The 20,606-nt window shown below is 66.5% G+C and carries 22 protein-coding genes, 4 tRNA genes and 2 pseudogenes; 17 read left to right on the top strand and 11 right to left on the bottom strand.

All coding sequences use genetic code 11. The features are described from left to right. Positions 1–131 precede the first annotated feature (131 nt). Together ACZY0X_RS23810 and ACZY0X_RS23805 are read left to right on the top strand one after the other, a co-directional pair. Positions 132–926 (top strand): polysaccharide deacetylase family protein, encoded by a 795-nt coding sequence (locus ACZY0X_RS23810; RefSeq protein ID WP_463774109.1) that lies wholly within the window; start codon positions 132–134, stop codon positions 924–926. Then, positions 923–1,393 (top strand): DUF6319 family protein, encoded by a 471-nt coding sequence (locus ACZY0X_RS23805; RefSeq protein WP_463773916.1) that lies wholly within the window; start codon positions 923–925, stop codon positions 1,391–1,393. Before ACZY0X_RS23810 ends, ACZY0X_RS23805 begins: the two co-directional genes overlap by 4 nt. Positions 1,394–1,399: 6 nt before the next feature. Here the strand turns inward: ACZY0X_RS23805 and ACZY0X_RS23800 are convergent, their stop codons facing one another. Together ACZY0X_RS23800 and ACZY0X_RS23795 are read right to left on the bottom strand one after the other, a co-directional pair. Then, positions 1,400–1,642 (bottom strand): hypothetical protein, encoded by a 243-nt coding sequence (locus ACZY0X_RS23800; protein ID WP_463774128.1) that lies wholly within the window; start codon positions 1,640–1,642, stop codon positions 1,400–1,402. Next, positions 1,584–1,756: pseudogene (locus ACZY0X_RS23795) on the bottom strand (SPFH domain-containing protein); the annotation flags it as partial. The gene ACZY0X_RS23800 and the pseudogene ACZY0X_RS23795, both read right to left, overlap by 59 nt. Positions 1,757–1,926: 170 nt before the next feature. Between ACZY0X_RS23795 and ACZY0X_RS23790 the strand changes: the two are divergent. Together ACZY0X_RS23790 and ACZY0X_RS23785 are read left to right on the top strand one after the other, a co-directional pair. Further along, on the top strand, positions 1,927–2,727 hold the full coding sequence (locus tag ACZY0X_RS23790; RefSeq protein ID WP_463773915.1) for a universal stress protein: 801 nt from the start codon (positions 1,927–1,929) through the stop codon (positions 2,725–2,727). After that, positions 2,720–4,072: an acyltransferase family protein gene (locus ACZY0X_RS23785; protein ID WP_463773914.1), complete on the top strand. Its 1,353-nt coding sequence runs from the start codon at positions 2,720–2,722 to the stop codon at positions 4,070–4,072. The genes ACZY0X_RS23790 and ACZY0X_RS23785 overlap by 8 nt, the downstream gene beginning before the upstream one ends. Here ACZY0X_RS23785 and ACZY0X_RS23780 read toward each other — a convergent pair. The 4 genes and pseudogenes from ACZY0X_RS23780 to ACZY0X_RS23765 form a co-directional block, all read right to left on the bottom strand. Then, positions 3,992–4,611: pseudogene (locus tag ACZY0X_RS23780) on the bottom strand (phosphatidylglycerol lysyltransferase domain-containing protein); the annotation flags it as partial. The gene ACZY0X_RS23785 and the pseudogene ACZY0X_RS23780 sit on opposite strands and share 81 nt — an antisense overlap. A gap of 323 nt (positions 4,612–4,934) precedes the next feature. Further along, positions 4,935–7,568 carry a magnesium-translocating P-type ATPase gene (mgtA, locus tag ACZY0X_RS23775; protein WP_463773913.1) on the bottom strand — a complete coding sequence of 878 codons (2,634 nt, stop codon included), beginning with the start codon at positions 7,566–7,568 and terminating at the stop codon, positions 4,935–4,937. Positions 7,569–7,790: 222 nt separating this feature from the next. Then, complete coding sequence (locus ACZY0X_RS23770) at positions 7,791–8,258, bottom strand: hypothetical protein (RefSeq protein WP_463773912.1); 468 nt, start codon at positions 8,256–8,258, stop codon at positions 7,791–7,793. Between the two features lie 207 nt (positions 8,259–8,465). Then, a tRNA-Val gene (locus ACZY0X_RS23765) sits at positions 8,466–8,540 on the bottom strand. 114 nt (positions 8,541–8,654) lie between these two features. Here ACZY0X_RS23765 and ACZY0X_RS23760 point away from each other — a divergent pair. The 4 genes from ACZY0X_RS23760 (at position 8,655) to ACZY0X_RS23745 (ending at position 9,563) form a co-directional block, all read left to right on the top strand. Further along, a complete protein-coding gene (locus tag ACZY0X_RS23760; RefSeq protein WP_463773911.1) occupies positions 8,655–9,191 on the top strand; it encodes a DUF6636 domain-containing protein in 537 nt (178 codons plus the stop codon). A gap of 109 nt (positions 9,192–9,300) precedes the next feature. Beyond that, positions 9,301–9,373: transfer RNA gene (locus ACZY0X_RS23755), tRNA-Gly, on the top strand. A 27-nt stretch (positions 9,374–9,400) separates the two neighbouring features. Then, positions 9,401–9,474 (top strand) — tRNA-Cys (locus ACZY0X_RS23750). Positions 9,475–9,488: 14 nt separating this feature from the next. Then, positions 9,489–9,563: transfer RNA gene (locus tag ACZY0X_RS23745), tRNA-Val, on the top strand. A 294-nt stretch (positions 9,564–9,857) separates the two neighbouring features. Here the strand turns inward: ACZY0X_RS23745 and ACZY0X_RS23740 are convergent. From ACZY0X_RS23740 to ACZY0X_RS23725, 4 genes are all read right to left on the bottom strand, one after another. Next, a complete protein-coding gene (locus tag ACZY0X_RS23740) occupies positions 9,858–10,229 on the bottom strand; it encodes a heme-binding protein (RefSeq protein WP_463773910.1) in 372 nt (123 codons plus the stop codon). Positions 10,230–10,392: 163 nt separating this feature from the next. Beyond that, complete coding sequence (locus tag ACZY0X_RS23735; protein WP_463773909.1) at positions 10,393–10,887, bottom strand: hypothetical protein; 495 nt, start codon at positions 10,885–10,887, stop codon at positions 10,393–10,395. 355 nt (positions 10,888–11,242) lie between these two features. Continuing rightward, complete coding sequence (locus tag ACZY0X_RS23730) at positions 11,243–11,692, bottom strand: nitroreductase family deazaflavin-dependent oxidoreductase (protein ID WP_463773907.1); 450 nt, start codon at positions 11,690–11,692, stop codon at positions 11,243–11,245. Positions 11,693–11,726: 34 nt separating this feature from the next. Beyond that, on the bottom strand, positions 11,727–13,031 hold the full coding sequence (locus ACZY0X_RS23725; RefSeq protein WP_463773905.1) for a cytochrome P450: 1,305 nt from the start codon (positions 13,029–13,031) through the stop codon (positions 11,727–11,729). Between the two features lie 120 nt (positions 13,032–13,151). Between ACZY0X_RS23725 and ACZY0X_RS23720 the strand changes: the two genes are divergently transcribed. The 7 genes from ACZY0X_RS23720 (at position 13,152) to ACZY0X_RS23690 (ending at position 17,124) form a co-directional block, all read left to right on the top strand. Continuing rightward, positions 13,152–13,817 (top strand): TetR/AcrR family transcriptional regulator, encoded by a 666-nt coding sequence (locus tag ACZY0X_RS23720; protein ID WP_463773903.1) that lies wholly within the window; start codon positions 13,152–13,154, stop codon positions 13,815–13,817. A 31-nt stretch (positions 13,818–13,848) separates the two neighbouring features. After that, the gene (locus ACZY0X_RS23715; RefSeq protein ID WP_463773901.1) at positions 13,849–14,190 is read left to right on the top strand and encodes a hypothetical protein; all 342 of its coding nucleotides are present in this window, start codon (positions 13,849–13,851) and stop codon (positions 14,188–14,190) included. Between the two features lie 39 nt (positions 14,191–14,229). After that, entirely contained in the window at positions 14,230–14,736 is a 507-nt protein-coding gene (locus ACZY0X_RS23710) for an SRPBCC family protein (RefSeq protein WP_463773900.1), read from the top strand. A 31-nt stretch (positions 14,737–14,767) separates the two neighbouring features. After that, a complete protein-coding gene (locus tag ACZY0X_RS23705) occupies positions 14,768–15,502 on the top strand; it encodes a Clp protease N-terminal domain-containing protein (RefSeq protein WP_463773898.1) in 735 nt (244 codons plus the stop codon). Between the two features lie 28 nt (positions 15,503–15,530). Beyond that, the gene (locus ACZY0X_RS23700) at positions 15,531–15,953 is read left to right on the top strand and encodes a PPOX class F420-dependent oxidoreductase (protein ID WP_463773897.1); all 423 of its coding nucleotides are present in this window, start codon (positions 15,531–15,533) and stop codon (positions 15,951–15,953) included. 86 nt (positions 15,954–16,039) lie between these two features. Beyond that, positions 16,040–16,588 (top strand): hypothetical protein, encoded by a 549-nt coding sequence (locus ACZY0X_RS23695; protein WP_463773896.1) that lies wholly within the window; start codon positions 16,040–16,042, stop codon positions 16,586–16,588. Next, positions 16,585–17,124 carry an N-acetyltransferase family protein gene (locus ACZY0X_RS23690; protein WP_463774107.1) on the top strand — a complete coding sequence of 180 codons (540 nt, stop codon included), beginning with the start codon at positions 16,585–16,587 and terminating at the stop codon, positions 17,122–17,124. Before ACZY0X_RS23695 ends, ACZY0X_RS23690 begins: the two co-directional genes overlap by 4 nt. A 10-nt stretch (positions 17,125–17,134) precedes the next feature. Here the strand turns inward: ACZY0X_RS23690 and zapE are convergent, their stop codons facing one another. Next, positions 17,135–18,169 carry a cell division protein ZapE gene (gene zapE / locus ACZY0X_RS23685; protein WP_463773894.1) on the bottom strand — a complete coding sequence of 345 codons (1,035 nt, stop codon included), beginning with the start codon at positions 18,167–18,169 and terminating at the stop codon, positions 17,135–17,137. A 34-nt stretch (positions 18,170–18,203) separates the two neighbouring features. Between zapE and ACZY0X_RS23680 the strand changes: the two genes are divergently transcribed. Both ACZY0X_RS23680 and ACZY0X_RS23675 read left to right on the top strand, forming a co-directional pair. After that, positions 18,204–18,995: a pyrimidine reductase family protein gene (locus ACZY0X_RS23680; RefSeq protein WP_463773893.1), complete on the top strand. Its 792-nt coding sequence runs from the start codon at positions 18,204–18,206 to the stop codon at positions 18,993–18,995. Between the two features lie 23 nt (positions 18,996–19,018). Beyond that, positions 19,019–20,587, top strand: a complete 1,569-nt coding sequence (locus tag ACZY0X_RS23675; RefSeq protein WP_463773892.1) for an alpha/beta hydrolase — start codon at positions 19,019–19,021, stop codon at positions 20,585–20,587. The last annotated feature ends 19 nt before the right edge of the window (positions 20,588–20,606 follow it).

Raw genomic sequence — 20,606 nt, 5'->3', positions numbered from 1 at the left:
GCGACCCGTCACCATGTGAAAGCTGGTGCACAATGGCTCAATTCAATCGCCGGACGTACTGTCAGGCATGCGCGCTCGGCGCCGTCGTGGCGAGCGCCCCCGCCTTCAGGGCCGGCACATCGCCGGGGCCGATACCCGGAGCCCGGGTAGCGCCACCCGTCGGTGTACTCACCCGCCTCCCCGGCGAGGGAACTCAACTGGCTCTCACAGTCGACGACGGGTGCAGCACCGCCGACGTCGCCACCATCGGGCAGTTCTGCGCCGCCACCGGGATGCGGTTGACCTTCTTCGTCAACGGGGACAACGACTCCTGGACCGTCAACGCTCCCCTGCTGCAACCGATGGTCGCCTCGGGGCAGATCCAGCTGGGCAACCACACCTGGTCCCATCCGAACATCACTGACATCAGCCCCGCTGCCATCGCCGACGAGATCGCGAGAAACGCCACGTTCCTGCGCAACACCTACGGTGTCGACGGAACTCCCTATTTCCGACCGCCATTCGGCGACCACAATCCCGACACAGACCGCATTGCCGCCGACCACGGCTACAGCACAATCACGCTGTGGAGCGCCGAAATCGGGGATTCGTTACCGACCAACGAAGCCGCGATGATCGCCAACGCCCAGAATCAGCTTCAAGCTCAGCAGATCGTGCTCGCTCACGCGAACCTGCCCCCATCAGCCACGTGCTGCCCCAACTCGCTGGCATCATCACGGACGGGGTCTGCAGACCGTCACCCTCAACGACGTGTTCTCCTGACCGCTGTGCGGCGCTGTCCCGCCAGCCGTGGGTTTGGTGTCAGGACTTCGTCCTGTGGGCGCGAGTCGCACGGCCCCGAGCGTCGAACATGTGTTCTAATGAAGCTCTCGCGCCAGCCCGCCCACTGCGGGCGATGTTCTAAAAGGAGATCGCCGAAACAATGACTGTAGACACTCTGGCAGTAGCACCGTCCACCGACTTCGACACCCCCGACGCCCTGGCTCCTTCAGTCGAGAGCGCCTCGCCTGAGAGTGCGTCAGCGCCCGCCCCTGAGCCAGCTGCCGAGGTGGCACCCTCAGTCGCTGAGCCGTCCGCCGACGAGACGCCCAGGAAGGCTCCAGCCAAGAGGGCGGCCGGAAAGAAGGCCAAGACAATCGAGCTGACGCTGACCGTCACAGGTACCGCCGACGGTGAGTGGCACGCCGAACTCAAGCAGGGCACCACCTACCTCGCGCGCAACATCGCGGTCGCGGCCGCAGCGGTCTCCCGCGCGGCCAAGGAACTGCACACGGACCTCTCCACCCCAATCGACGAGATTATCGAAGCGGCACGCTCCCAGCAGGCCGCCAGGGTCGCCGCCCTCGAGGCCGAGCTAGAGGCCGCGCGCAAAGTCCTCGCCGATCTGGACTGAGTTCTCTTAACCAACCCCCGCCGCGCTCCGCCTGCGAGTCATCCACAGCGCGATCGACAGAGCCGCCGTTCCAGCCGCTACAGCCAGCGGTGCCATTGGCAGCGACACTCCCACGAGCAACAGCAGCCCGAAGGCCACCCCCACTGCGAGCAGTCCCAGCCGCAGCACGTTCCAGCCGGGGATCACGCGGGGCGTCACCGAGCGCGGCTGCGGCGAGCGATTCGCCCTCGGCGGCAATGATCTTGGCACGCTTCTCCCGCTCGGCCTCGGCCTCGCGCGCCATTGCCCGCTTCGTGCCATCGGGCAATTGGATGTCCTTCAACTCCACTACGGTGACCTCAACAGCCACTCCAAGGTCCCCACCGATGACGGACTTCGTCCCGGCGGCTGCGCTGCGCCCGAACATCTTTGCAGCCCTGCGAATTAGAGGTCTTTGGACCCATGGGATAGGGGCCGAAGGCGGCAGCGACCAACGCCGGAGAGCAAATATCGTGATGCGCAGGACGTCGAGTTCGACAGATGTGGAGCGCACGATGAAGCCGGCAAATGTCATCGTGGTTGGCATCGACGGTGCCTCATCAGCAGTACGTGCGGCGACATGGGCCGTCGACAAAGCCGTCAGCCGCGACATACCACTGCGACTGGTACACGTCATCCAGTCCACGGCGACAGACATCCACCGCGAGATGGATGACGCGGAGACAGCACTGCGGCAGGCTCGTTCGGCGGTGGCTCAGACTGGTCACGCCGTGAAGGTCGAGACCGCGATCCTGCGCGGGCCCGTCGCGGAGACGTTATCGGCCGCGTCAGCGGACGCGGCCATGGTCTGCGTGGGATCGGCCGGCGTCGACCGATCTGCGCGAAAGTACATTGGCGCCACGGGCACTGCTCTTGCCAGACGTGCGCACTGTCAGGTGGCGATCGTGCGCACGGGTGACGATGCAGGCACTCCCACGCCGGGTGAGGTCGCCGTGGTCATCGACGACCCCGGGGAGATCGACTCGGTTCTGCACGTGGCGCTGGACGAGGCGCGCCTCCGGCACACAGCGCTGCTGGTGCTCAACCTGACGTCATGGCGAATTCACGAGATCGCGCCCGAGCAGGCCGACTGTCACGTGACCGGATGGCTACGGCGTTACCCTGATGTCCCCTCCCGAGCCGTCATGGTGTCTGACAACATTGCGGCGTTTCTCGCGCAGCACAGACCAGCGGTGCAACTGACCGTCGCGGCCAACTCCCGCGATGGGACGGCCGCCGAACTGGCCCGGCCCTGCGGCCGCCTTCTGCTACGCGACACCGATTGCTCCGTTCTGCTGGTCCAGCCTCGTGGATGAGCCGTCAGTACGGCTGCAGGCCCGTGAGTTCTCCGCGGACCTGTACCGGATTGTTGCCGTGGTGATCGTCGTGGTCGGCCACTGGCTGCTCGCAGCCGTCACCTACAGCGATCGACGATTTGGGTACGACGAAGTCCTCGTCGCGTTGCCCTCGACGCAGTGGTCTACCTGGTTCTTCCAGGTGGTTCCGGTGTTCTTCGTGGTCGGCGGCTACGCCAACGCCGCATCGTGGATGCGGCGGCGCACCGCCGACGAGGCCGAGTGGGGACCATGGCTGCGACACCGCGTAGCCGGAATTCTCGGCCCGGTCACGGCCTACGTGGCGTTGCTGCTCGCGCTAGTGGCAGTTTCGGCGGGAGCCGGCGTGGCCTCCCACCAACTGGCCATGATCACGTGGCTGCTGTCCATGCATCTCTGGTTTCTGCCGGTGTATCTGGTGGTGGTGGCCATGACGCCGTTCGCGCTGGCCGCGCAGCGGCGCTGGGGTCTGAAGGTCCCTGCGATGATGGCCCTCGGCGTCGCCGCCGTCGATGTGAGCACCCGCGCCGGTCACGTGCCGATGCTCGGATGGCTGAACTACGCGTTGTGCTGGGGAGCGATCTACCAGGCTGGGATTGCGTGGCACAGCGGCGCCCTCCGTGGACGTCGCGCCGTGCTGGTCGCTCTATGCGGGGCCATCGCGTTGGCGACCGTGATCGGGCTGGAGCTGTACCCGGTGAGCATGATCGGCGTGCCCGGCCAGGCTGTCCAGAACACCTCTCCCCCATCGGTCGCGTTGATCTCGTTGGCTGCAATTCAAGCCGGGGTGCTCATCGCGGCCGCTCCTACGGTGGGCACTTGGTTGAGACGAGCGCGCTGGCGTCGCTACCTGGCCATGGCCAACGACAACGCGTTGGCGCTCTACCTGTGGCATCTGGTCCCCATCGTGGTCGTGGCGCTCGTTGCATACCCGTTCGGACTGCTGCCGCAGCCCGAACTCGGTTCGGCGTCGTGGTGGTGGTGGCGACTGCCGTGGGTAGCCGTCTTGTCCGCGGTAACCGTCGTCGAGTTGGCGCTCCTGTGGTTCGGCCGGTCCGTCTTCGCGCGACCGCTACCGAACCTCGTTGTGGCGCTCCCCATTCGGCTGTCCGAGGGGGTGCAGGTGGTTGGTACCGCCATGGCCGTCTGCGCATTGTGGCGTTTTGCCGGTGACGGGTTCGCACCGACCGGACACTTTCCCATGGTCAACGCGTTGATCTATGCGGCGGGAGTGGCGCTGGTCTGTCTAGGGCCGGCCGATACCGGCGGCCCGAGTCGGCAGGCGTCGACGGCGCGGCAAGAACTCGAGGGGCAACAGCACCAGTAGTGCGGGCACCAGGTGTCTGAGAGACAGCAGCACATAGCGCCGCTCACCCATCGCGTGATATTTGCGAAGGTATCGATACAGCGACTCCAGGCGAATCAGGGGATCACCCAGGTGAATGAGGACGTAGAAGAACCGCTGCGCCACTCCACGATTCGTGTCATCGAAGATCTCTGGGAAGGCCGCGAACGCAAGCGAAAGACGTCTGGCGCCATGCTCTCTGGCCCAGGTGATCATGTCGACGCTGAGGCGCTCGTCGATGCCGTTGGGGGCACCGGGTCGCCGCCACGGCATGTCGAGGGAGACGTCGTTGCCCCCGCCCGCCAGCGCATAGCGGTGAAACGCTTGGGCGGCAGCCTGTGCTGACTGCAGCCCAGCACCAGAAGCCGCCAGCCGCGCGAGTGACACATCGCGGCGAAGGCGTTGACCAGATCCCGGAATTGCGTTGGATCTCCGATTGGATCCCCGCTGACGACCGCGAACCCACCCCGGGTGCCATAGGCCAACATCGCCTCGCCGTCGGAGCTGAAGAAGGTGCTCTTGCGCGAGCGCGCCAAGACGTCGCGCTGCCCGGGAATCGACGTTGACAACGATGCACTCGTTCGTCGTGACGTTGAGTAGCCGCAACATCAGGTTTCGCATACCTGCGCCGCCAAATCGTCGAAGCCGCCAACGAGGGCCTTAGGTGACTCGGTGCGGCTCATCGGTGGGCTCCACATTCGAATTCAATAGAGGTCCCGCTGCCGAGACAATTGACTGAGAGCGATGTACATAGGTGCCGAAAGTCCCTGGCACTGCGGCAGATGGCACCCGTCAGGAAGCCCTTCTCCCCCAGGCATCACCATCGCAGACGCATAGCACACACTCAGCCTGCGTGGCTGAATCGCGCAGCGCGCCGGTGTATTCGGTGCTCGGAGCCGCGGGTGCGGTGAGGCTGTCCGTGCAGGCGGATCGGGTCGGAGTAGAACACCTTCTTCGTCAACTCGACGAGCACCAGGTAGGCAACGGTCATCGCGAACAGGGCCGCGAAGAACACCCAAGGCAGCGATGTGAAACCCAGCGTATGAGACAGCGGAGACAACGTCAGCCCGATGCCCACTCCGATCACTGCAAGCGTCGTTACCGTCAGCACTCCGCCGGGCCTGCTGCGGTAGAAGGGGATGCGGCGGGTTCGGATTGCGAAGATGATAAGCGTCTGGGTCGCAAGGGACTCGACGAACCAGCCGGTGCGGAACTCGTCCGGTCCCGCGTGCAGGACACCCAGCATGAGCCCGAACGTCATAAAGTCGAACAACGAGCTGATGGGTCCGAACGTGAGCATGAACCGCCGAATGAAGGCAATGTTCCAATGGGCGGGAGCATGCAGCTGTTCCTCGTCGACACGGTCGGTCGGGATGGCGAGCTGTGAGCTGTCGTAGAGCAGATTGTTCAGAAGTATCTGACTCGGCAGCATCGGCAGAAACGGCAACACCGCCGATGCGGCCGCGGCGCTGAACATGTTGCCGAAATTGCTGGACGTGCCCATCAGCACGTACTTGATGGTGTTGGCGAAGATGCGGCGGCCCTCCGCGACACCGGTGGCCAAGACCCCGAGATCCTTCTCTAGCAGGACCACGTCGGCTGCGTCCTTGGCGACATCGGTGGCGGTGTCGACTGAGATTCCGACATCTGCGGCGTGCAGGGCGAGCGCGTCGTTGACGCCGTCGCCGAGAAACGCCACTGACCGCCCGTGCCTGCGCGCCGAGGTGACGAGCCGTGCCTTCTGTTCCGGGGAGATCCTGGCGAAGATGGTGCAACCCTGCACCCGCTCGTCGAACGCGGCGTCATCGAGCGAGTCCAGCTCAACGCCGGTCACGGTGCCCTTGCAGGCCAATCCCAGTTCGGCACAGACCCTTTCCGCAACGCGGGGGTTGTCGCCGGTGGCCACCTTGACCTCGATGCCAAGAGTCGCCAGTTGCGCCAGCGAATCCCTGGCGGCGGCCTTGGGCTCGTCGGCGAAAATCAGGAATCCGTCCAGCGTCACGTCCGATTCGTCATCGACGTTGATCGTCGACAACTGCGGAGCCGGCTTGCTGGCGACGGCCACCACGCGTCGACCATCCGCGAACAGGTTCTCCAGCGTGTCGGCCGCCGAGGCGGGAAACTCCACACACTTGGCCATGACCTGCTCGGGCGCTCCCTTGACTACCAGCACCCGACGGTCTCCGTCATCGACTAGTGCCGAAGCCGCACGACGTGTGTGATCGAACGGCAACGCCGACACGACCTGCGTGGTCATCGTGCCGAGATTCGAGACGCGCGGCGACTCCCACAGTGCGGCGTCCAGTGCGTTTGCGGCTGCCCCGTCCTCGCCCGGAACCAAGGCGGTTGCCAACAGTCCCAACCGAAGTACTCGGTCTGCAGGTTGGCCGACCGGGTCGACCGCGTCCACAAAGGTGATACGTCCGTCGGTCAAGGTGCCCGTCTTGTCGGTGATCAACACATCGACATCGCCGAGGTCTTCGATGCACACCAACCGTTTGACCAGAACCTTGAGCTTGGCCAGTCGAGCCGCACCCGTGGCCAGGCTGGTGCTGACGACTGCCGGCAGGAGCTGCGGTGTGATGCCCACGGCAATGGCCAGGGCGAACAGGACCGACTCGATGACCGGTCGCTGCAAGAGCAGATTGGTCACCAGAATCATTCCGGTCAGCGCGAGCGCTACCCACAGCAATAGGTAGGAGAACTGGCGGAGCCCCACTTGGAAGGCCGTCTCCGGTTGGCGCGTTCCGAGCCCGGCCGCGATGCGGCCGAACTGCGCCTCCGCGCCGGTGGCGTAGACGATGCCACAGCCGTCGCCCGCGCTGACGATTGTGCCCATGAAGGCGATGTCGGACGAATCAGCCAGCGCGACATTCGCATTCGTCGAATCGGTCGCCTTCGCGGCGGGGTTGGACTCGCCGGTCAGAATGCTCTCGTTGCACTCCAAACCAGAGACCTCGATCAGGCGCACGTCGGCGGGAACGACCTGACCCAGGGCGAGCCGGATCACGTCGCCGGGTACCAGCGCCGTCACGTCAACTGCCTGGAACCGTCCGTCCCGGAGCGCAGTGGCACTATGACGGAGGCTCGAATGCAGTTGTGCTGCTGCCCGTTCGGCACGGTACTCGTTGAAGAAGCCCAGCCCGATGCTAGCCGCCAGAATCACCCCGATGATGATTGCCTGCGTACTGTCGCCAAGGAAGAACGACAGCGCGGCGGTGCCCGCCAACAGAATGAGAAGGGCACTTCGCAGTTGGCGTCCGAGTATGACGAGGGCATTGACCCCGTGTGTTCGGATCGCGTTGGGACCGTACCTGTCCAATCGCGCCGCGGCCTCAGTCCCGGACAGTCCCTCGGTCGAGGAGTCCAACCAGCCCAGCACCTCGCGGGGAGCTGCCGAGGCCACCTGGGGCGCGGAGAGTGGCTGCTGCGGGTTGGCACGACTCCGTGCGGCCGGAGCGCGGCTCGATACGTTCACCCGCCGCGAGCGACGATGACTATTCCACAGTGCGCCGTAGCGGTTGCCATGTCACCTCTTTCGATTGGCGGGCGGCTACGTCCAATACTCACCTTCGCCCGGCAGGGATCCATCAGTCCCTGTCAGAAGGTTCCAACGCCCCCGGCGTCGCACAAGCGACAGGCATGATCGACTTCGCGAAGTTCCCTGTGGGGGAAGCGATTAGCCGCGCGGCCTGATAGCCTAGCCGACGCGCAGGGTGTCTTGTGTGTCATCTGATCGCCTACTGTGCGGCCCGTGGCGTTCGGGCGCCCACCCCTCGTACGTCAGGTATAGCCCGACGACAATCAGGACGACATAGGCGCCCCGCCACCATCCAGTGGCACCGATCGCGTGGTCGGCCAGCGAAGTGAAGGTATCGGGGAAGGCAAGCAGAAGTATGCCGCGAACCAGGACGATCCAACCGATAGCCGACACGATGATGGCCGCAGCGCTGCGCCAGTATTGATGGAACGCGATGATGGCGATGCCACCCATCGTGGCGAAGGCGCCCATCACCCACGGCCACACGGCCGTCGCAGTGAACTCCGAGAGCAGAGTCTTCATGTCGGGGGCACGCAACACCGCCACCGCCGCGACGATGGTGAGGAACGGGCCCAGCACCCGCGCGAATTGACGAGTCCGCATCCGAGAGAGTTCGGAATCAGTCATGGTGGTCCCCGTCCAGCGATCGGTCGTGGTGACATCGGTGATTCTCTTGACCATCCGACCGCTCGGTGCAACGGCAGCACAGAGTCCAATGACCCTTTCGAACCTGCGGAAGTCCTCCCTGCGGCGGATGATGCCGATAGGCGTCTGGCCGAGGATTCTCGGCCGCCACATCGCGAGCCTGAAGAGGCTCAGAAATCGAGATTTTGGTGGTGGTCCCGGCTGGTTTCGAACCAGCGACCTTCCGCGTGTGAGGCGGACGCTCTCCCCCTGAGCTACGAGACCGGGGATACCGTCAACCATACGACTGACGGACGCAGAAGATTAACACGGGGGTGGCCGGGTTCCAGAACCGCGACCGCCCTACCGACGCCCTCGACCCCCGGTAGGGTCACCGCAATGACGCTACGAGCTGGGGTTTTAGTGGCGGTCCTCGCCGCTTGCGCGCTGTCGGGATGCAGCGGTCAGGACGCGGCGATCACCACGGCATCGCCCACGTTGTCGCGCGCCAGCACGCCCCACGACCCGGAGCGCACTGCGTCGCCCATGACGGGCCAGAAGGCGACGCCGACCGCCGACAGCGACGCCGTGATCGCCGCGGTGGTCAGCTTCACGTCCCCCAGCGGCAACGTCGCCTGCCAACTCGGTGCGACCGCCGTCCGGTGCGACATCTTGGACCGGGACTGGACTCCCCCGCCCCGACCGGCCGACTGCCAGTTCGGCTACGGACAGGGCATCACGATGTCGGCCGGCGGAGACGCGGAGTTCGTCTGCGCGGGCGATACCGCGCTCGGCACCGGCCAGCCCCTGCCCTACGGCGAGTCGATCTCGGCCGGTGCCCTGGGGTGCGACAGCGCGGAGTCGGGTATCACGTGTCGCGACACCGAATCCGGGCGCGGCTTCGCCCTCTCGCGGGAGGGTTACGAGATCTTCTGAGGGTCGTTGTCACACCCGCAACACCCGTCCCGGCTAGGGGATTTGTGTGCCGCGACTCGCGTCGACTATTGTTCATTTTCGCAACGGCCGACGATCTCGGCCGTAGCGTGCGGATGTAGCGCAGTTGGTAGCGCACAACCTTGCCAAGGTTGGGGTCGCGGGTTCGAATCCCGTCATCCGCTCGAAGGTGCAGAAGCATCAACCCCAGCGGTGGAGTGGCCGAGTGGTGAGGCAACGGCCTGCAAAGCCGTGCACACGGGTTCGATTCCCGTCTCCACCTCCAATGTTTCGACCCCGGCGCGATTAGCTCAGCGGGAGAGCGCTTCCCTGACACGGAAGAGGTCACTGGTTCAATCCCAGTATCGCGCACCAGCATTACCGCAGCTAGATAGCGGTTTTCAACCCCAACGAGGGGCCGCGTGAACTCCACGCGAACTAGTTCAGCAATCGTCGCGGAACGCTGAACACTACGACCAACTCCCCCAAAGCCGATAGCCGGTCGACTCGTAGGCTGCGGCGCTTAGGGTTCGTGTTCGCGGGCTCCGGTGAGTGCACCCTCATGGTGCCGACATCGTATGGAAGCAGCCGCGGCCTGTAGCCAGACTGCTCAGGGCGACCACCTCACGGCCTACCTCAACGGCCGCCATTGGCCAACCGCACCGCCCGTTAGGGCTTGGGGAGGTTGGTTCCGGTTCCGCAGCGGTTCCGCTGGTCGGCCAGCGGCTGGCGGATGGCTTGGAGTTCGGCCTGCTCCCGCGGATTCGCCGCGAGATAGTCCTGCACCTGGGTCCGGATCTGGTCACGCGGCTGGCCTTGAAGGCTGGTGAAGAAGTCGTTCACCCACGGGTGAGTGAACAGGTATGCCGACGTCCCAGCTGAGACACCAGCCCGCACCTGCGCCACGTCTCCGGCGGTGCAGTTGGGAGGGAGATCGGCCAGCGCCGAAGGGGCCGCGGCAAGAAGCATCGCACCGGCGACTGCGCCGATACCGATCGCACCGATAACCGTGCGACGCGCTAGACAGTCATTGAGCAACATCGTTGGACTCCTTTGCAATTGGAAACGAAGAGCCATTGTCACCAGCGATCTCTGACAATGCTCAGCCAAGCAGAATCAGTCGCGGCTTTCGCGCCTTGCCGTTAACCCATTGCACGAAACCCCCTGTTCGGATTGGGTGCTACTCGTTGCCGAGTTGCCCGCGCTACCGGCCGCGGCCGCCGCCACCGCCACCGCGTCCGCCGCCCCCGCGAGGGATGTCGACCTTCGGGACGTCAACCTTCGGAACGTTGAAGTCCGGGACGATATCCGCGACCTCGGGGACATTGAAGTCCGGGACGATATCCGCGACGTCGGGCACGTTCACGTTCGGCACGTTCACATTGGGCACGTTCACGTTCGGCACGTTCACGTTCGGCACGTTCACGTTCGGCACGTTCACGTTCGGCACGTTCACGTTCGGCACGTTCACATTGGGCACGTTCACATTGGGCACGTTCACATTCGGAACGTCGATGATGTCCGGGCCGGGAATGTTTGGACCGGGAATGTTTGGACCGGGTTGGCTCGGGAACGGCGCGATACCCCCGAACTGCGCCTCCGCCGGACCGGCTGCCACCGGGGTGACTGCAGCGATGCACGCTGCGACAACAAATGCGCGAACCATAATGAACCCCCCTAAGAACTCGCTGACCTGCAAAGTATTGGCGCCTGTCAGGCTCTGCGGGCCTAAACCACAGTCTTGGGGTTGATATTTGTCGAACCGTCGGCGAGGTACCTCCCGACGGCACCTCGGGACCACAGTCCCGTGGTGACGGCTGCCCTGTTCCTATTGGGATGTGGGCCATTGTCGGTACCAGTGCCGATCCAGCCTCGAGGGCTCCAGGTGGCCGTCGGCGTCGCAGAGAAGAGTCACGAAACACATTCAGTGTCAATGCATTTGACTAGAGTCTGATCAAGAGAGGGCTTGTCTCTCTCGCAGGCCCATTGCGAACGCGCCAAGCGTGCGGGTATCGACTATTGGACGCCACAGCGCGGCCATGACGCAGTCGGCTTCAGTCCATCAAGGCGGCGAGGAGGGCGCTGCGATCGGGAGTGCGAACGGATCGCACCGCCGCGGGCAGCTCCGCTGAGTCGACGGGGATGACGCGGGGATTGGTCAGTCGATATCGCCGGCCACGATGCAGAACCCCCGCCGAGCCCGCGGCTGCGACATTGCGGATCCAGTCCGATTCGACGCCGTAATTTAGAACCACCACCAACTCGTCGCCCTCTACGAACACCATCACCGGAGTCCGGTAGGTCGTGCCGGATCTTCGACCCCGATGCTCGATGACGGCCATGTGGCGCAGCCGAGACGCCCAGAGCCGCTGAATCGGATTCGTGACTCGTTTGTTGAACCGCGCGATGAAGCGCATCACGCGCGGACCCAGGATCGCCGAGATCCGCTCCGCCACTACGGCGATCCGATCGGCGACACCATTCGGCATCGGCACCCCCTCCATCGCTGCCCTCCCCCGGCTCACGAACCTCAGCCGGTCATTGGGCGGCCGCGGCCCGCTGACTGTGCAGCCGGGCCGGCAGCCGCGTGTAACCGAACAGGTTGACCAGCCCGCGCCGTCGCGGGGTTTCGGTCAGATCCAGTTCCGGATATGCCTCGAACAGCGCGCGCAACGCGGTGGCACCCTCGATGCGGGCCAGCGCCGCCCCCACGCAGGCGTGCACACCCGACGCGAACGCCAGGTGCTCGCGCGCGTTGGCTCGGGTGATGTCGAAGGCGGCGGGGTCGGTGAACACTCGCGGGTCCCGATTGGCACCCCCGAGAAGCAACACCACCGTCTCCCCGGCCCGAACGTGCTGGCCGGCGATCTCGACGTCACACTGCGGCGTGCGTGCGGTCATCTGCACCGGACTCTCGAAGCGCAGGATCTCCTCCACGGCGCCCGGCCACAGCCCGGGGTCCTCGCGCAGCAGTGCCAGTTGCTCGGGATGGCGCAACAGCAGAGCGATGCCATTGCCGATGAGGTTCACCGTGGTCTCGAAGCCCGCCCCGACCAATAGTGCCGCGTTCGCGGTGAGTTCACGGTCGGTCAGGGTGGCATCCCCGGACAACCGGCTGAACGGATTGTCGCCCACGTTGTCGGCGCGCATGCGGTCGAAGTGCTCGCCGAGAAATCCGTCCATGCCGCGCAATCCGTCGATGGCCCGGCGGTAGGACCTCCACCCGATGCCGATGTCCAGCAGTGGCGCGCCACAACGGCCCCACTCCAGCAGCTGCGCGTGCGCGCCCGCGGGTAGGCCCAGGATCTCGGCGATCATCGCCACCGGCAGTTGCGCCGCGTAGTCCGCGATCAGGTCGGGCCGCGCGGTCGTGTCGAGTCGATCGATCAACTCCGCGGTCACCTCGTCGACGCGCGCTTCGAGTGCCTCGATCGCGCGCGGCGTGAAGCTCTGCGCCACCAACTGCCGATACCGGGTGTGGTCGGGCGGATTCATGACGACCATCGCCGGCGGCTCCACCGGGTTGGCCACCTTCGGGTCGGTCCTGGACAGCACCGCCCCCAACGGCCATGGAAGCTCCATATCCGTGGGCGCGGTGACACCGAATCGCCTGTCGCGCAGGATCTCTCGACACACACCGTGGTCGACGCTGACCCAGACGAACGGGCTCCGCACCAACGGCCCCCGCACCCTGAGCTCCTCCATCACCGGGTAGGGATCGTCGCCCTGTCCGTGATTGGCGATCAGCCGCGCGAAGGGGTCGCCGCGACGGGCCCGGATCGCCATGAATGCCCGCGGCACTGCGTGCAGCGCCGCCCACCGTGCGCGTAACGCGATGCCCATGCGACTCCCCGTTCAGGCGTGAACTCCTGTGAGATGTGCGAGACATTGATACTCTAAATGTCTCGCACGTTCCGTCGCCACGCTACGTCGATCCGCGCGAGCAGGCAAGGAGGAATTCCCGTGGCTTCAACCCGGACATCGGAGTTCGTGCGACGCCTCGCCGAACCCGACCCTGCCGTCCTGGCCAGGGTCAGCCAGCCGGACGCGATCACCACTCGCATCCTGGACGCGACGCTCGAGCAGGCCGAACTCGTCGGAATCCGGCGCACGACCATGGAGGACGTCGCCCGCCGCAGCGGTGTCGGTCGGGCCACCCTCTACCGGCGCTTCCCCACCAAGGACGCCCTCATCGACGCCCTGGTGCTCGCCGAAGCCCGCCGCTACCTCGACGGCAGCGCGCAGGCCCGGTCACGGGCCGCCACCCTCGAGGACCGACTGGTCTACGGCACGGTGTTCACGGTGACCTTTCTTCGCGAGCACACGCTGCTCAAGAAGCTGCTGCGCACGGAACCGGAGACGATTCTTCCCAGCCTGACCATCGACGCCGGCGCGATCCTCGATTTCGCCACCGACCACTCCGCCGCACTGCTTCGAACCGACCTCTACGGGACGAGCGCGACGACAGCCGCCCAGGAGCGCCACCTGCGCACCGTCGCCGAACTCCACACCCGACTCACGTTGTCGTTCATCGTCACCCCGCACACCGGCATCAAACTCACCACCATCGGTGACACCCGGGCATACGTGCGCACCTACCTCCTGCCGATGGTCACCACGGCCGGCTGAGCGACCCCACCGCGTCACTAGACTGCACAGCATGAAAGCCGCACTGATCGCCATCGCCGCGGCGGTACTGCTGCTGGCGGGTTGCAGCGGGTCACCCGACCCCGCCGAACTGAGCAACAAGGTGCGCGATTCCATGCAGGAGACGCTCACCAACGATCCGAACTTCTCCGACTACGACATGGAAGTCGTCAAGGTGACACTGGAGCAGCCCGACGGCGCCGAGTACAAGGGCGTGGCTACCGTCCGCACCCCCAAGGGCACCGAGCGCGACGTCCCCGTGGAGGTCACCTCCGACGGATCCGACCTGCAGTGGCGGACCGAGCCGGGCGCCTTCACCTTCGCAGCGCGGGAAGTGTTCGACGGCGCACCGTAGGCACTACCGCCGACCCCGGCAGCCTGACAGCATCGGGGAATGACCGACCGAATCGAAGTCCAGCGCGCCATTCCCGCTCCCCCGTCCGACGTCTTCGCTGTGCTGTGCGATCCCCACGGGCACGTCGCCATCGACGCCACCGGGATGCTTCAGGACGCCGATGGCGACGCGGTGTCCGCGGCCGGCGACAGCTTCGTCATCCACATGGATCGCGAGTCGCTCAACGACTTTCCGCTCGGCAAGTACGACGTGACCGTCCAGATCACCGAGTACGAGAGGGACCGTTTGATCGCCTGGACCATCGTCGGGAACATCAAGCCGCAGATCGGCCACGTGTACGGCTACCGACTCGAACCCGACGACGCCAACCCCGGCGGCACGCTGGTCACCTCGTTCTACGACTGGTCCGACATCGACCAGCACTGGCGCGACGCCGCGATCTTCCCCGTCATCTCCGAGGCGGCGCTGCGCGGCACCCTGGGCATCCTCGATCGGACCGTCCGGCGCGGCTACCCCCGCGGCGAGAAGGCGTCAACCCAAGGTTGACGATTCCCGATCGTCAACCTACGGTTGACGCATGACCGAACCAGCCGCCGCCGCGCGCATCACCAACCCCGTCAGCCTCGATGAGCTCATCACCGCCATCAAGACAGTCCACGACCAGCCGCTCGAACAACTCACCGACGCCGTCCTGGCCGGCGAGGCCCTCGGCGAGGTGGCCGACCACCTCATCGGCCACTTCGTCGACCAGGCCCGCCGATCGGGCGCGTCGTGGACCGAGATCGGCAAGTGCATGGGCGTCACCAAGCAGGCCGCCCAGAAGCGGTTCGTCCCCAAGGCCGAGGCATCCCCGCTCGACCCGAACGAGGGCTTCAACAGGTTCACCCCACGGGCCCGCAATGTCGTCGTCGAATCCCAGAACACCGCCCACGCCGCCGGGAACAACCAGATAGGACCGGAGCACATCCTGCTTGCGCTGTTCACCGACTCCGAGTCGCTCGCGGTGACGCTGCTGCGCGGACAGGGTGTCGACGCCGCCGCGGTCGCGACCGTGGTGTCCCTGCCCCCACGGGCCGACGAGATGCCCGCCCTCATCCCCTTCAGCGGACCCGCCAAGAAGGTGCTCGAGTTGACGTTCCGCGAAGCACTTCGCCTGGGACACAACTACATCGGCACCGAGCACATCCTGCTCGCCCTATTGGAGAGCGAGGGCGATCAGGGACCTCTGCATGACCTCGGCGTCGACAAGCAGCGTGTCGAGACCGAGCTCGTCGACGCGCTGCGGTCGATCACCGGAGCCGATGGGGAATGAAACGCGCGCCGCGACCGTAGGACACGGTATGAGACTCGACGACTCCGCCCGCACGCTCATCGGTTCCGGCGCCGACGCCACGCTGGTCACCATCAACGCCGACGGCAGCCCGCAGGTGTCGATGGTGTGGGTGGCACTGCAGTCGACCGATAACGGTGACGAACTGGTCAGCGCGCACCTGGCCGAGTACCAGAAGACTCGCAACATCCGCCGCGACCCGCGCGTCGCCCTCACCATCGCGGCTCCGGCCCAACCCGGTCAGCAGACCCCGTACCTGGCAATACGCGGTACCGCGCGCATCGTCGAGGGCGGCGCGCCCGAACTTCTCACTGACCTGGCGCAGACGATGCTCGGCTCCAGCGAGCACTTCCCGCCACCCAATTCGCCGGCGGGTCTGCTGACCCGGGTGCGCATCGACAGGGTCGGCGGCGTGGGCCCCTGGGCATCCTGACCACTGAATCCGTCGTCGCCGCTGCACCGATGTGCCATCATGCGAGGCAGCAACGGAAGCGGTGGGCGATGAGGAGTGGGAATTCAATGGGTGTTCAGGCGAAGCACATCGGTCGACGCATGTTCGTCCTCCTCATCGCCACGATGGCCGCCCTCGGTCTCGCCGTCGCGCCTCCGGCGACCGCAGACCTGATTCCCATCGGGAACCTGAACCAGACGCTGCGCGTCGAGTACAAGGGCCTCGTCGCCGACGTCACGGTGCACGACGTGCTTCCCACCCCAGCGCCGCCGGGCTACATCCCCACCGGATCGCCGCGCTGGCGCGACCAGGGCGGCCCGTGGCGCGCGGCCGTGACCGTGCACATCATCCAGACGCCCAGCCCGTTCGCCGCGTCGCTGATGTTCGCGTTCAACGGGAACACCCCCTACGGGGACTCGTACGCGCCCAAGAACACCGACGCCCCTGACGCGCTGACCACGGCGCTGCAGAACGCGCCGGCCGGCGCGACGGTCAGCGGGGGCGTGTACTGGCAGGTCTACCGGGACCTCGTCACCAACGTGGTCCTGCTCAACCCGCAGTCGGGCATGCAACTGGCCCAGTGGAACATCTGGCAGCCGGGCACACCGCTCCCCTGACCGCCGTGCCCGTCGAGGTCTCCACTCCCGGCGACGCGGATCTGGCGGAACTCGCCGACGTCGCGGCCCGCACCTTCCCGCTGGCCTGCCCTGCGTCGGCGACGACCGACAACATCGCGGCATTCATCGCCGAGAACCTGTCCCTGGATCGCTTCGGCGAGTACCTCGCCGACCCCGACCGCGCGGTGCTCGTCGGTCGCGACGGCGACCGAATCGTGGGCTATGCCATCCTGATTCGAGGCGTCGGTAGCGACGCCGACGTCCAACGCGCGGTGACCACCGAGCCGGCGGTGGAACTGTCCAAGATGTATGTGCTGCCCGACGCGCACGGGTCCGGTGCGTCCGCGGCCCTCATGACTGCCGCACTGGACCGGGCCCGCGAACTCGGTGCCGCCGCCGTCTGGCTCGGCGTCAACCAGAACAATCAACGCGCGCAACGGTTCTACGCCAAGCACGGCTTCAGTGTCGCCGGCACCAAGACCTTCCGGCTCGGCGAGGGCCTCGAGAACGACTACGTGATGACGCGCGCGCTCTGAACGAGCGCGGCTACTCCCGGCCTGCGTGGGTCAGCGCGAGCAGACGCGACGTGGCCCGCAGGTACTTCTTGCGGTAGCCGCCCGCCAGCATCTCCTCGCTGAACACGGTGTCGATCTTGGAGCCCGAGGCCATCACCGGGATTCCCGCGTCGTAGAGCCGGTCGGTCAGCGACACCAGCCGCAGTGCCACGCTCTGGTCATCCAGCGGGTGGACCCCAGTGATGAAGACCTCCGACACGCCCTCGATCAGCGCCTGGTAGCGCGACGGGTGCATGGTCGCCAGATGCGCACACAGCGCGTCGAAGTCATCCAGGGTCGCTCCCGCCACCTCGGCCGCGCGCGCCCGCACGTCGTCATCGCTCGGCAGCTGCGGCGCCGGAGGCAGGTCGCGATGCCGATAGTCCGGACCCTCGATGCGCACGGTCGTGAAGATCTGCGACAACGCGGCGATCTCCCGCATGAAGTCCTGGGCGGCGAACCGACCCTCCCCCAGCTGCTCGGGCAGGGTATTGGACGTCGCCGCGATCGACACACCACGCTCCACCAGCGCCGACAGCAGCCGCGAGATGAGCGTCGTGTTCCCCGGATCATCGAGTTCGAACTCGTCGATGCACACCACCGAGTAGTCGGCCAACAGCTCGATGCACTCGATGAAGCCGAAAACCCCTGCCAGCTGGGTCAATTCACCGAACGTCGCGAACGCCGCCGGCCCGGTCTCCGCTGCCGAAAGCCGGTAGTACGTCGATGCGAGCAGGTGGGTCTTGCCGACACCGAACCCGCCGTCGAGATACACCCCGACACCCGGAAGCACCTCACGCTTGCCGAACATCTTCTTCTTGCCCGCCCGACGCAGCACTGCCTGATCGCAGAACTCCTGGCACAACTTCACGGCGGCGGCCTGTGACGGCTCACCCGGATCGGGCCGGTAGGTGTCGAAAGCGACATCGGCGAAGGTCGGCGGCGGGACCAACTGCGCGACCAGCCGCTCAGGTGTCACCTTGGGCTGCCGATCGGTGAGATGAGTAATGCCCGTGGCCCCGTTCATGCAGGCACCCTATCGACGTGTTGCAATTAATCCCGTGTCCGATGCCCACGCTGCGACGGAGCTCACAGAGCTGAAGGCTGTGGGCGCGTCGTTCGAGGCCGACGACGACCGCCTCGCCAGCTACTACTCCTACCCCGACGACCTGGACAGATGCTGGGTGCGGGCCAATATGATCGCCAGCCTTGACGGCGGCGCCACCGACGACGGCACCGTGGGCGGCCTGGCCGGGGTCGGTGACCGCGCACTGTTCGCGAGGATGCGTCAGGAGTCCGACGTGATCCTGGTCGGGGCGGCCACGGTGCGCATCGAGAACTACTCCGGGGCACAGGTGTCGGCCGCCCAGCGACTCGCGCGCCACCACCGCGGGCAGGCCGAGGTGCCGCCCATCGCCGTCGTCACCCACACCGCCGACTTCGACCACGACGCGAAGCTGTTCACCCGCTCCGAGGTACCGCCGCTCATCCTGACCTGCCGCGAGACCGTCGGGGAGGCCCGTCGCCGCCTCGGCGGGCTGGCCGAGGTGCTCGACGCCTCAGGCCGCCACGCCGACCGCGTCGACCCGGCATCGGTGTTGGAGATCCTGGCCGATCGAGGACTGCGCCGCGTGCTCACCGAGGGCGGCCCCCAACTGTTGAGCCTGTTCATCGAGCACGACCTCATCGACGAACTGTGCGTGACGATCGCGCCGATCCTGGTCGGCGGGCAGGCCCGGCGCATCGCCACCGGTTCGGGTGAGGTGCACACCCGCATGCGCCGCAGCCACCTGCTCACCGACCCCGAGGGTTACCTGTACACCCGCTACGTCAAGGCCGACGAGGAACGTTGAGCCCGATCGCTACTGTGGTCAGCATGTATCGGCGTCGTCACCCTCTCCGGGCTCTGTGCCTTGCGACCGTCACGGTGACCGTTCTGGCCGGATGTGCGCCGATCCTGGCCGCCAACCCCCGCTACGCCACCGACTCCGGCGCACGCCCGCAGGGCGCACCCGTGACCACCGAGGCCCCCAAGGGACCGCCTCCCATCGAGGTCCCCAAGAACGAGCTGTCCTGGCGTGACTGCACGTCGCGGACGTTCAGCGTCGCCGGCGTGGCACCGCCACCCGGGGTGAGCCTGGACTGCGCCGAGTACGACTCCCCCCTGGACTCCATCAACGGCGCCTCCGGAACGCTGAGCATCGGCGTGGTGCGGGCTAAGTCCGTGGGCACCCCGTCCGACGCGGGCCCCCTGGTGATGACGACCGGCACCGACATCCCGTCGTCCGTGCAGCTGCCGGTGTGGTTGTCACGCAATGGAACCGACGTGCTCAAGACCAATCCGGTCGTGGCCGTCGATCGCCGCGGCATGGGAGTGTCCGGCGAAATCGACTGCCGCGACCTGTACGACCGCCAGGAGATGCTCGACCAGGCGCAGTTCGAATCGGGTGACGATCCGGTCGCCAACCTGGGTTCCATCGTGCAGACCGCCACCACCAGCTGCACCGACACCATCGCCCCCGGCGACTCCGCCTACGACAACGCGCACGCCGCCGAGGACCTCGAACGGCTCCGCAGCACCTGGGACGTCCCGACGCTGGCGGTTCTCGGCATCGGCAACGGCGCCCAGGTGGCGCTGGCCTACGCCGGGTCACATCCCAACAAGCTCTCGCGCCTCGTCCTGGACTCACCGCTGCCCCTGGCTGTGGGCGCCGAGGCCGCGGCCGAACAGCGGGTGAAGGGTCAGCAGGCCGCGCTGGAGGCATTCGCCGCCCAGTGCGCGGCCACCGCGTGCGCCCTGGGCCCCGACCCCAAGGGCGCCGTCGACGCCATGCTGGCCGCCGCCCGGGACGGACGTGGACCCGCGGGCGCCTCGGTGGCGACCCTCACCGACGCCATCGTCACCGCGCTTGGCTTCCCCAGAGGTGACCGCGTCGCCTCCACCAACGCGCTGGCCGGCACGCTGGCCGCAGCCCGCGGCGGGGACACCGGCGGGCTCAACGCCCTGATCTCGCAGGCCGAATCGATGCGCCAGTCCGACGGGCAGTTTGTGAACTCGTGCAGCGACGCGCTGAACCGGCCGACGCCCGACCGGGTCCGCGAACTGGTGGTGGCGTGGGGCAAGCTCTACCCGCAGTTCGGCAGCGTGGGCGCGCTCAACCTGGTCGACTGCCTGAACTGGCCGAGCAGCACGCCGCCCAAGGAGCCCAAGGGCCTGGAGATCCCGGTCCTGCTGCTCGGTGTGCAGAACGACCCGATTGTCGGCAATGAGGGCGTGGCCGCTGTCGCCGCCACCGCCATCAACGCGGGGGCATCCAACCGACGGGTGATCTGGCAGGGCATCGGCCACGGCGCGTCGATCTACTCGCAGTGCGCCCTGTCACCGGTGCAGGCCTACCTGGCCAGCGGCACCTTGCCGGGCACCGACACGTACTGCCCCGCCTAGCGGGACCCCCACCGGCTTC

This window comes from Mycobacterium sp. IDUB_39 (assembly GCF_055419205.1).
Note: the sequence above shows the minus strand (reverse complement) of the source record. Positions and strands in the feature narration are given on the sequence as shown.

What these genes read in the sequence shown, in the direction of transcription:
- ACZY0X_RS23790 (WP_463773915.1), top strand. Translation starts at nt 1,927, where the DNA reads ATGAAGCCGGCAAATGTCATCGTGGTTGGCATCGACGGTGCCTCATCA.
- ACZY0X_RS23740 (WP_463773910.1), bottom strand. Translation starts at nt 10,229, where the DNA reads ATGTTGCTCAATGACTGTCTAGCGCGTCGCACGGTTATCGGTGCGATC.
- ACZY0X_RS23695 (WP_463773896.1), top strand. Translation starts at nt 16,040, where the DNA reads ATGGGTGTTCAGGCGAAGCACATCGGTCGACGCATGTTCGTCCTCCTC.
- zapE (WP_463773894.1), bottom strand. Translation starts at nt 18,169, where the DNA reads ATGAACGGGGCCACGGGCATTACTCATCTCACCGATCGGCAGCCCAAG.
- ACZY0X_RS23675 (WP_463773892.1), top strand. Translation starts at nt 19,019, where the DNA reads ATGTATCGGCGTCGTCACCCTCTCCGGGCTCTGTGCCTTGCGACCGTC.
- ACZY0X_RS23700 (WP_463773897.1), top strand. Translation starts at nt 15,531, where the DNA reads ATGAGACTCGACGACTCCGCCCGCACGCTCATCGGTTCCGGCGCCGAC.
- ACZY0X_RS23710 (WP_463773900.1), top strand. Translation starts at nt 14,230, where the DNA reads ATGACCGACCGAATCGAAGTCCAGCGCGCCATTCCCGCTCCCCCGTCC.
- ACZY0X_RS23730 (WP_463773907.1), bottom strand. Translation starts at nt 11,692, where the DNA reads ATGGAGGGGGTGCCGATGCCGAATGGTGTCGCCGATCGGATCGCCGTA.
- ACZY0X_RS23805 (WP_463773916.1), top strand. Translation starts at nt 923, where the DNA reads ATGACTGTAGACACTCTGGCAGTAGCACCGTCCACCGACTTCGACACC.
- ACZY0X_RS23715 (WP_463773901.1), top strand. Translation starts at nt 13,849, where the DNA reads ATGAAAGCCGCACTGATCGCCATCGCCGCGGCGGTACTGCTGCTGGCG.
- ACZY0X_RS23760 (WP_463773911.1), top strand. Translation starts at nt 8,655, where the DNA reads ATGACGCTACGAGCTGGGGTTTTAGTGGCGGTCCTCGCCGCTTGCGCG.
- ACZY0X_RS23705 (WP_463773898.1), top strand. Translation starts at nt 14,768, where the DNA reads ATGACCGAACCAGCCGCCGCCGCGCGCATCACCAACCCCGTCAGCCTC.
- ACZY0X_RS23770 (WP_463773912.1), bottom strand. Translation starts at nt 8,258, where the DNA reads ATGACTGATTCCGAACTCTCTCGGATGCGGACTCGTCAATTCGCGCGG.
- ACZY0X_RS23725 (WP_463773905.1), bottom strand. Translation starts at nt 13,031, where the DNA reads ATGGGCATCGCGTTACGCGCACGGTGGGCGGCGCTGCACGCAGTGCCG.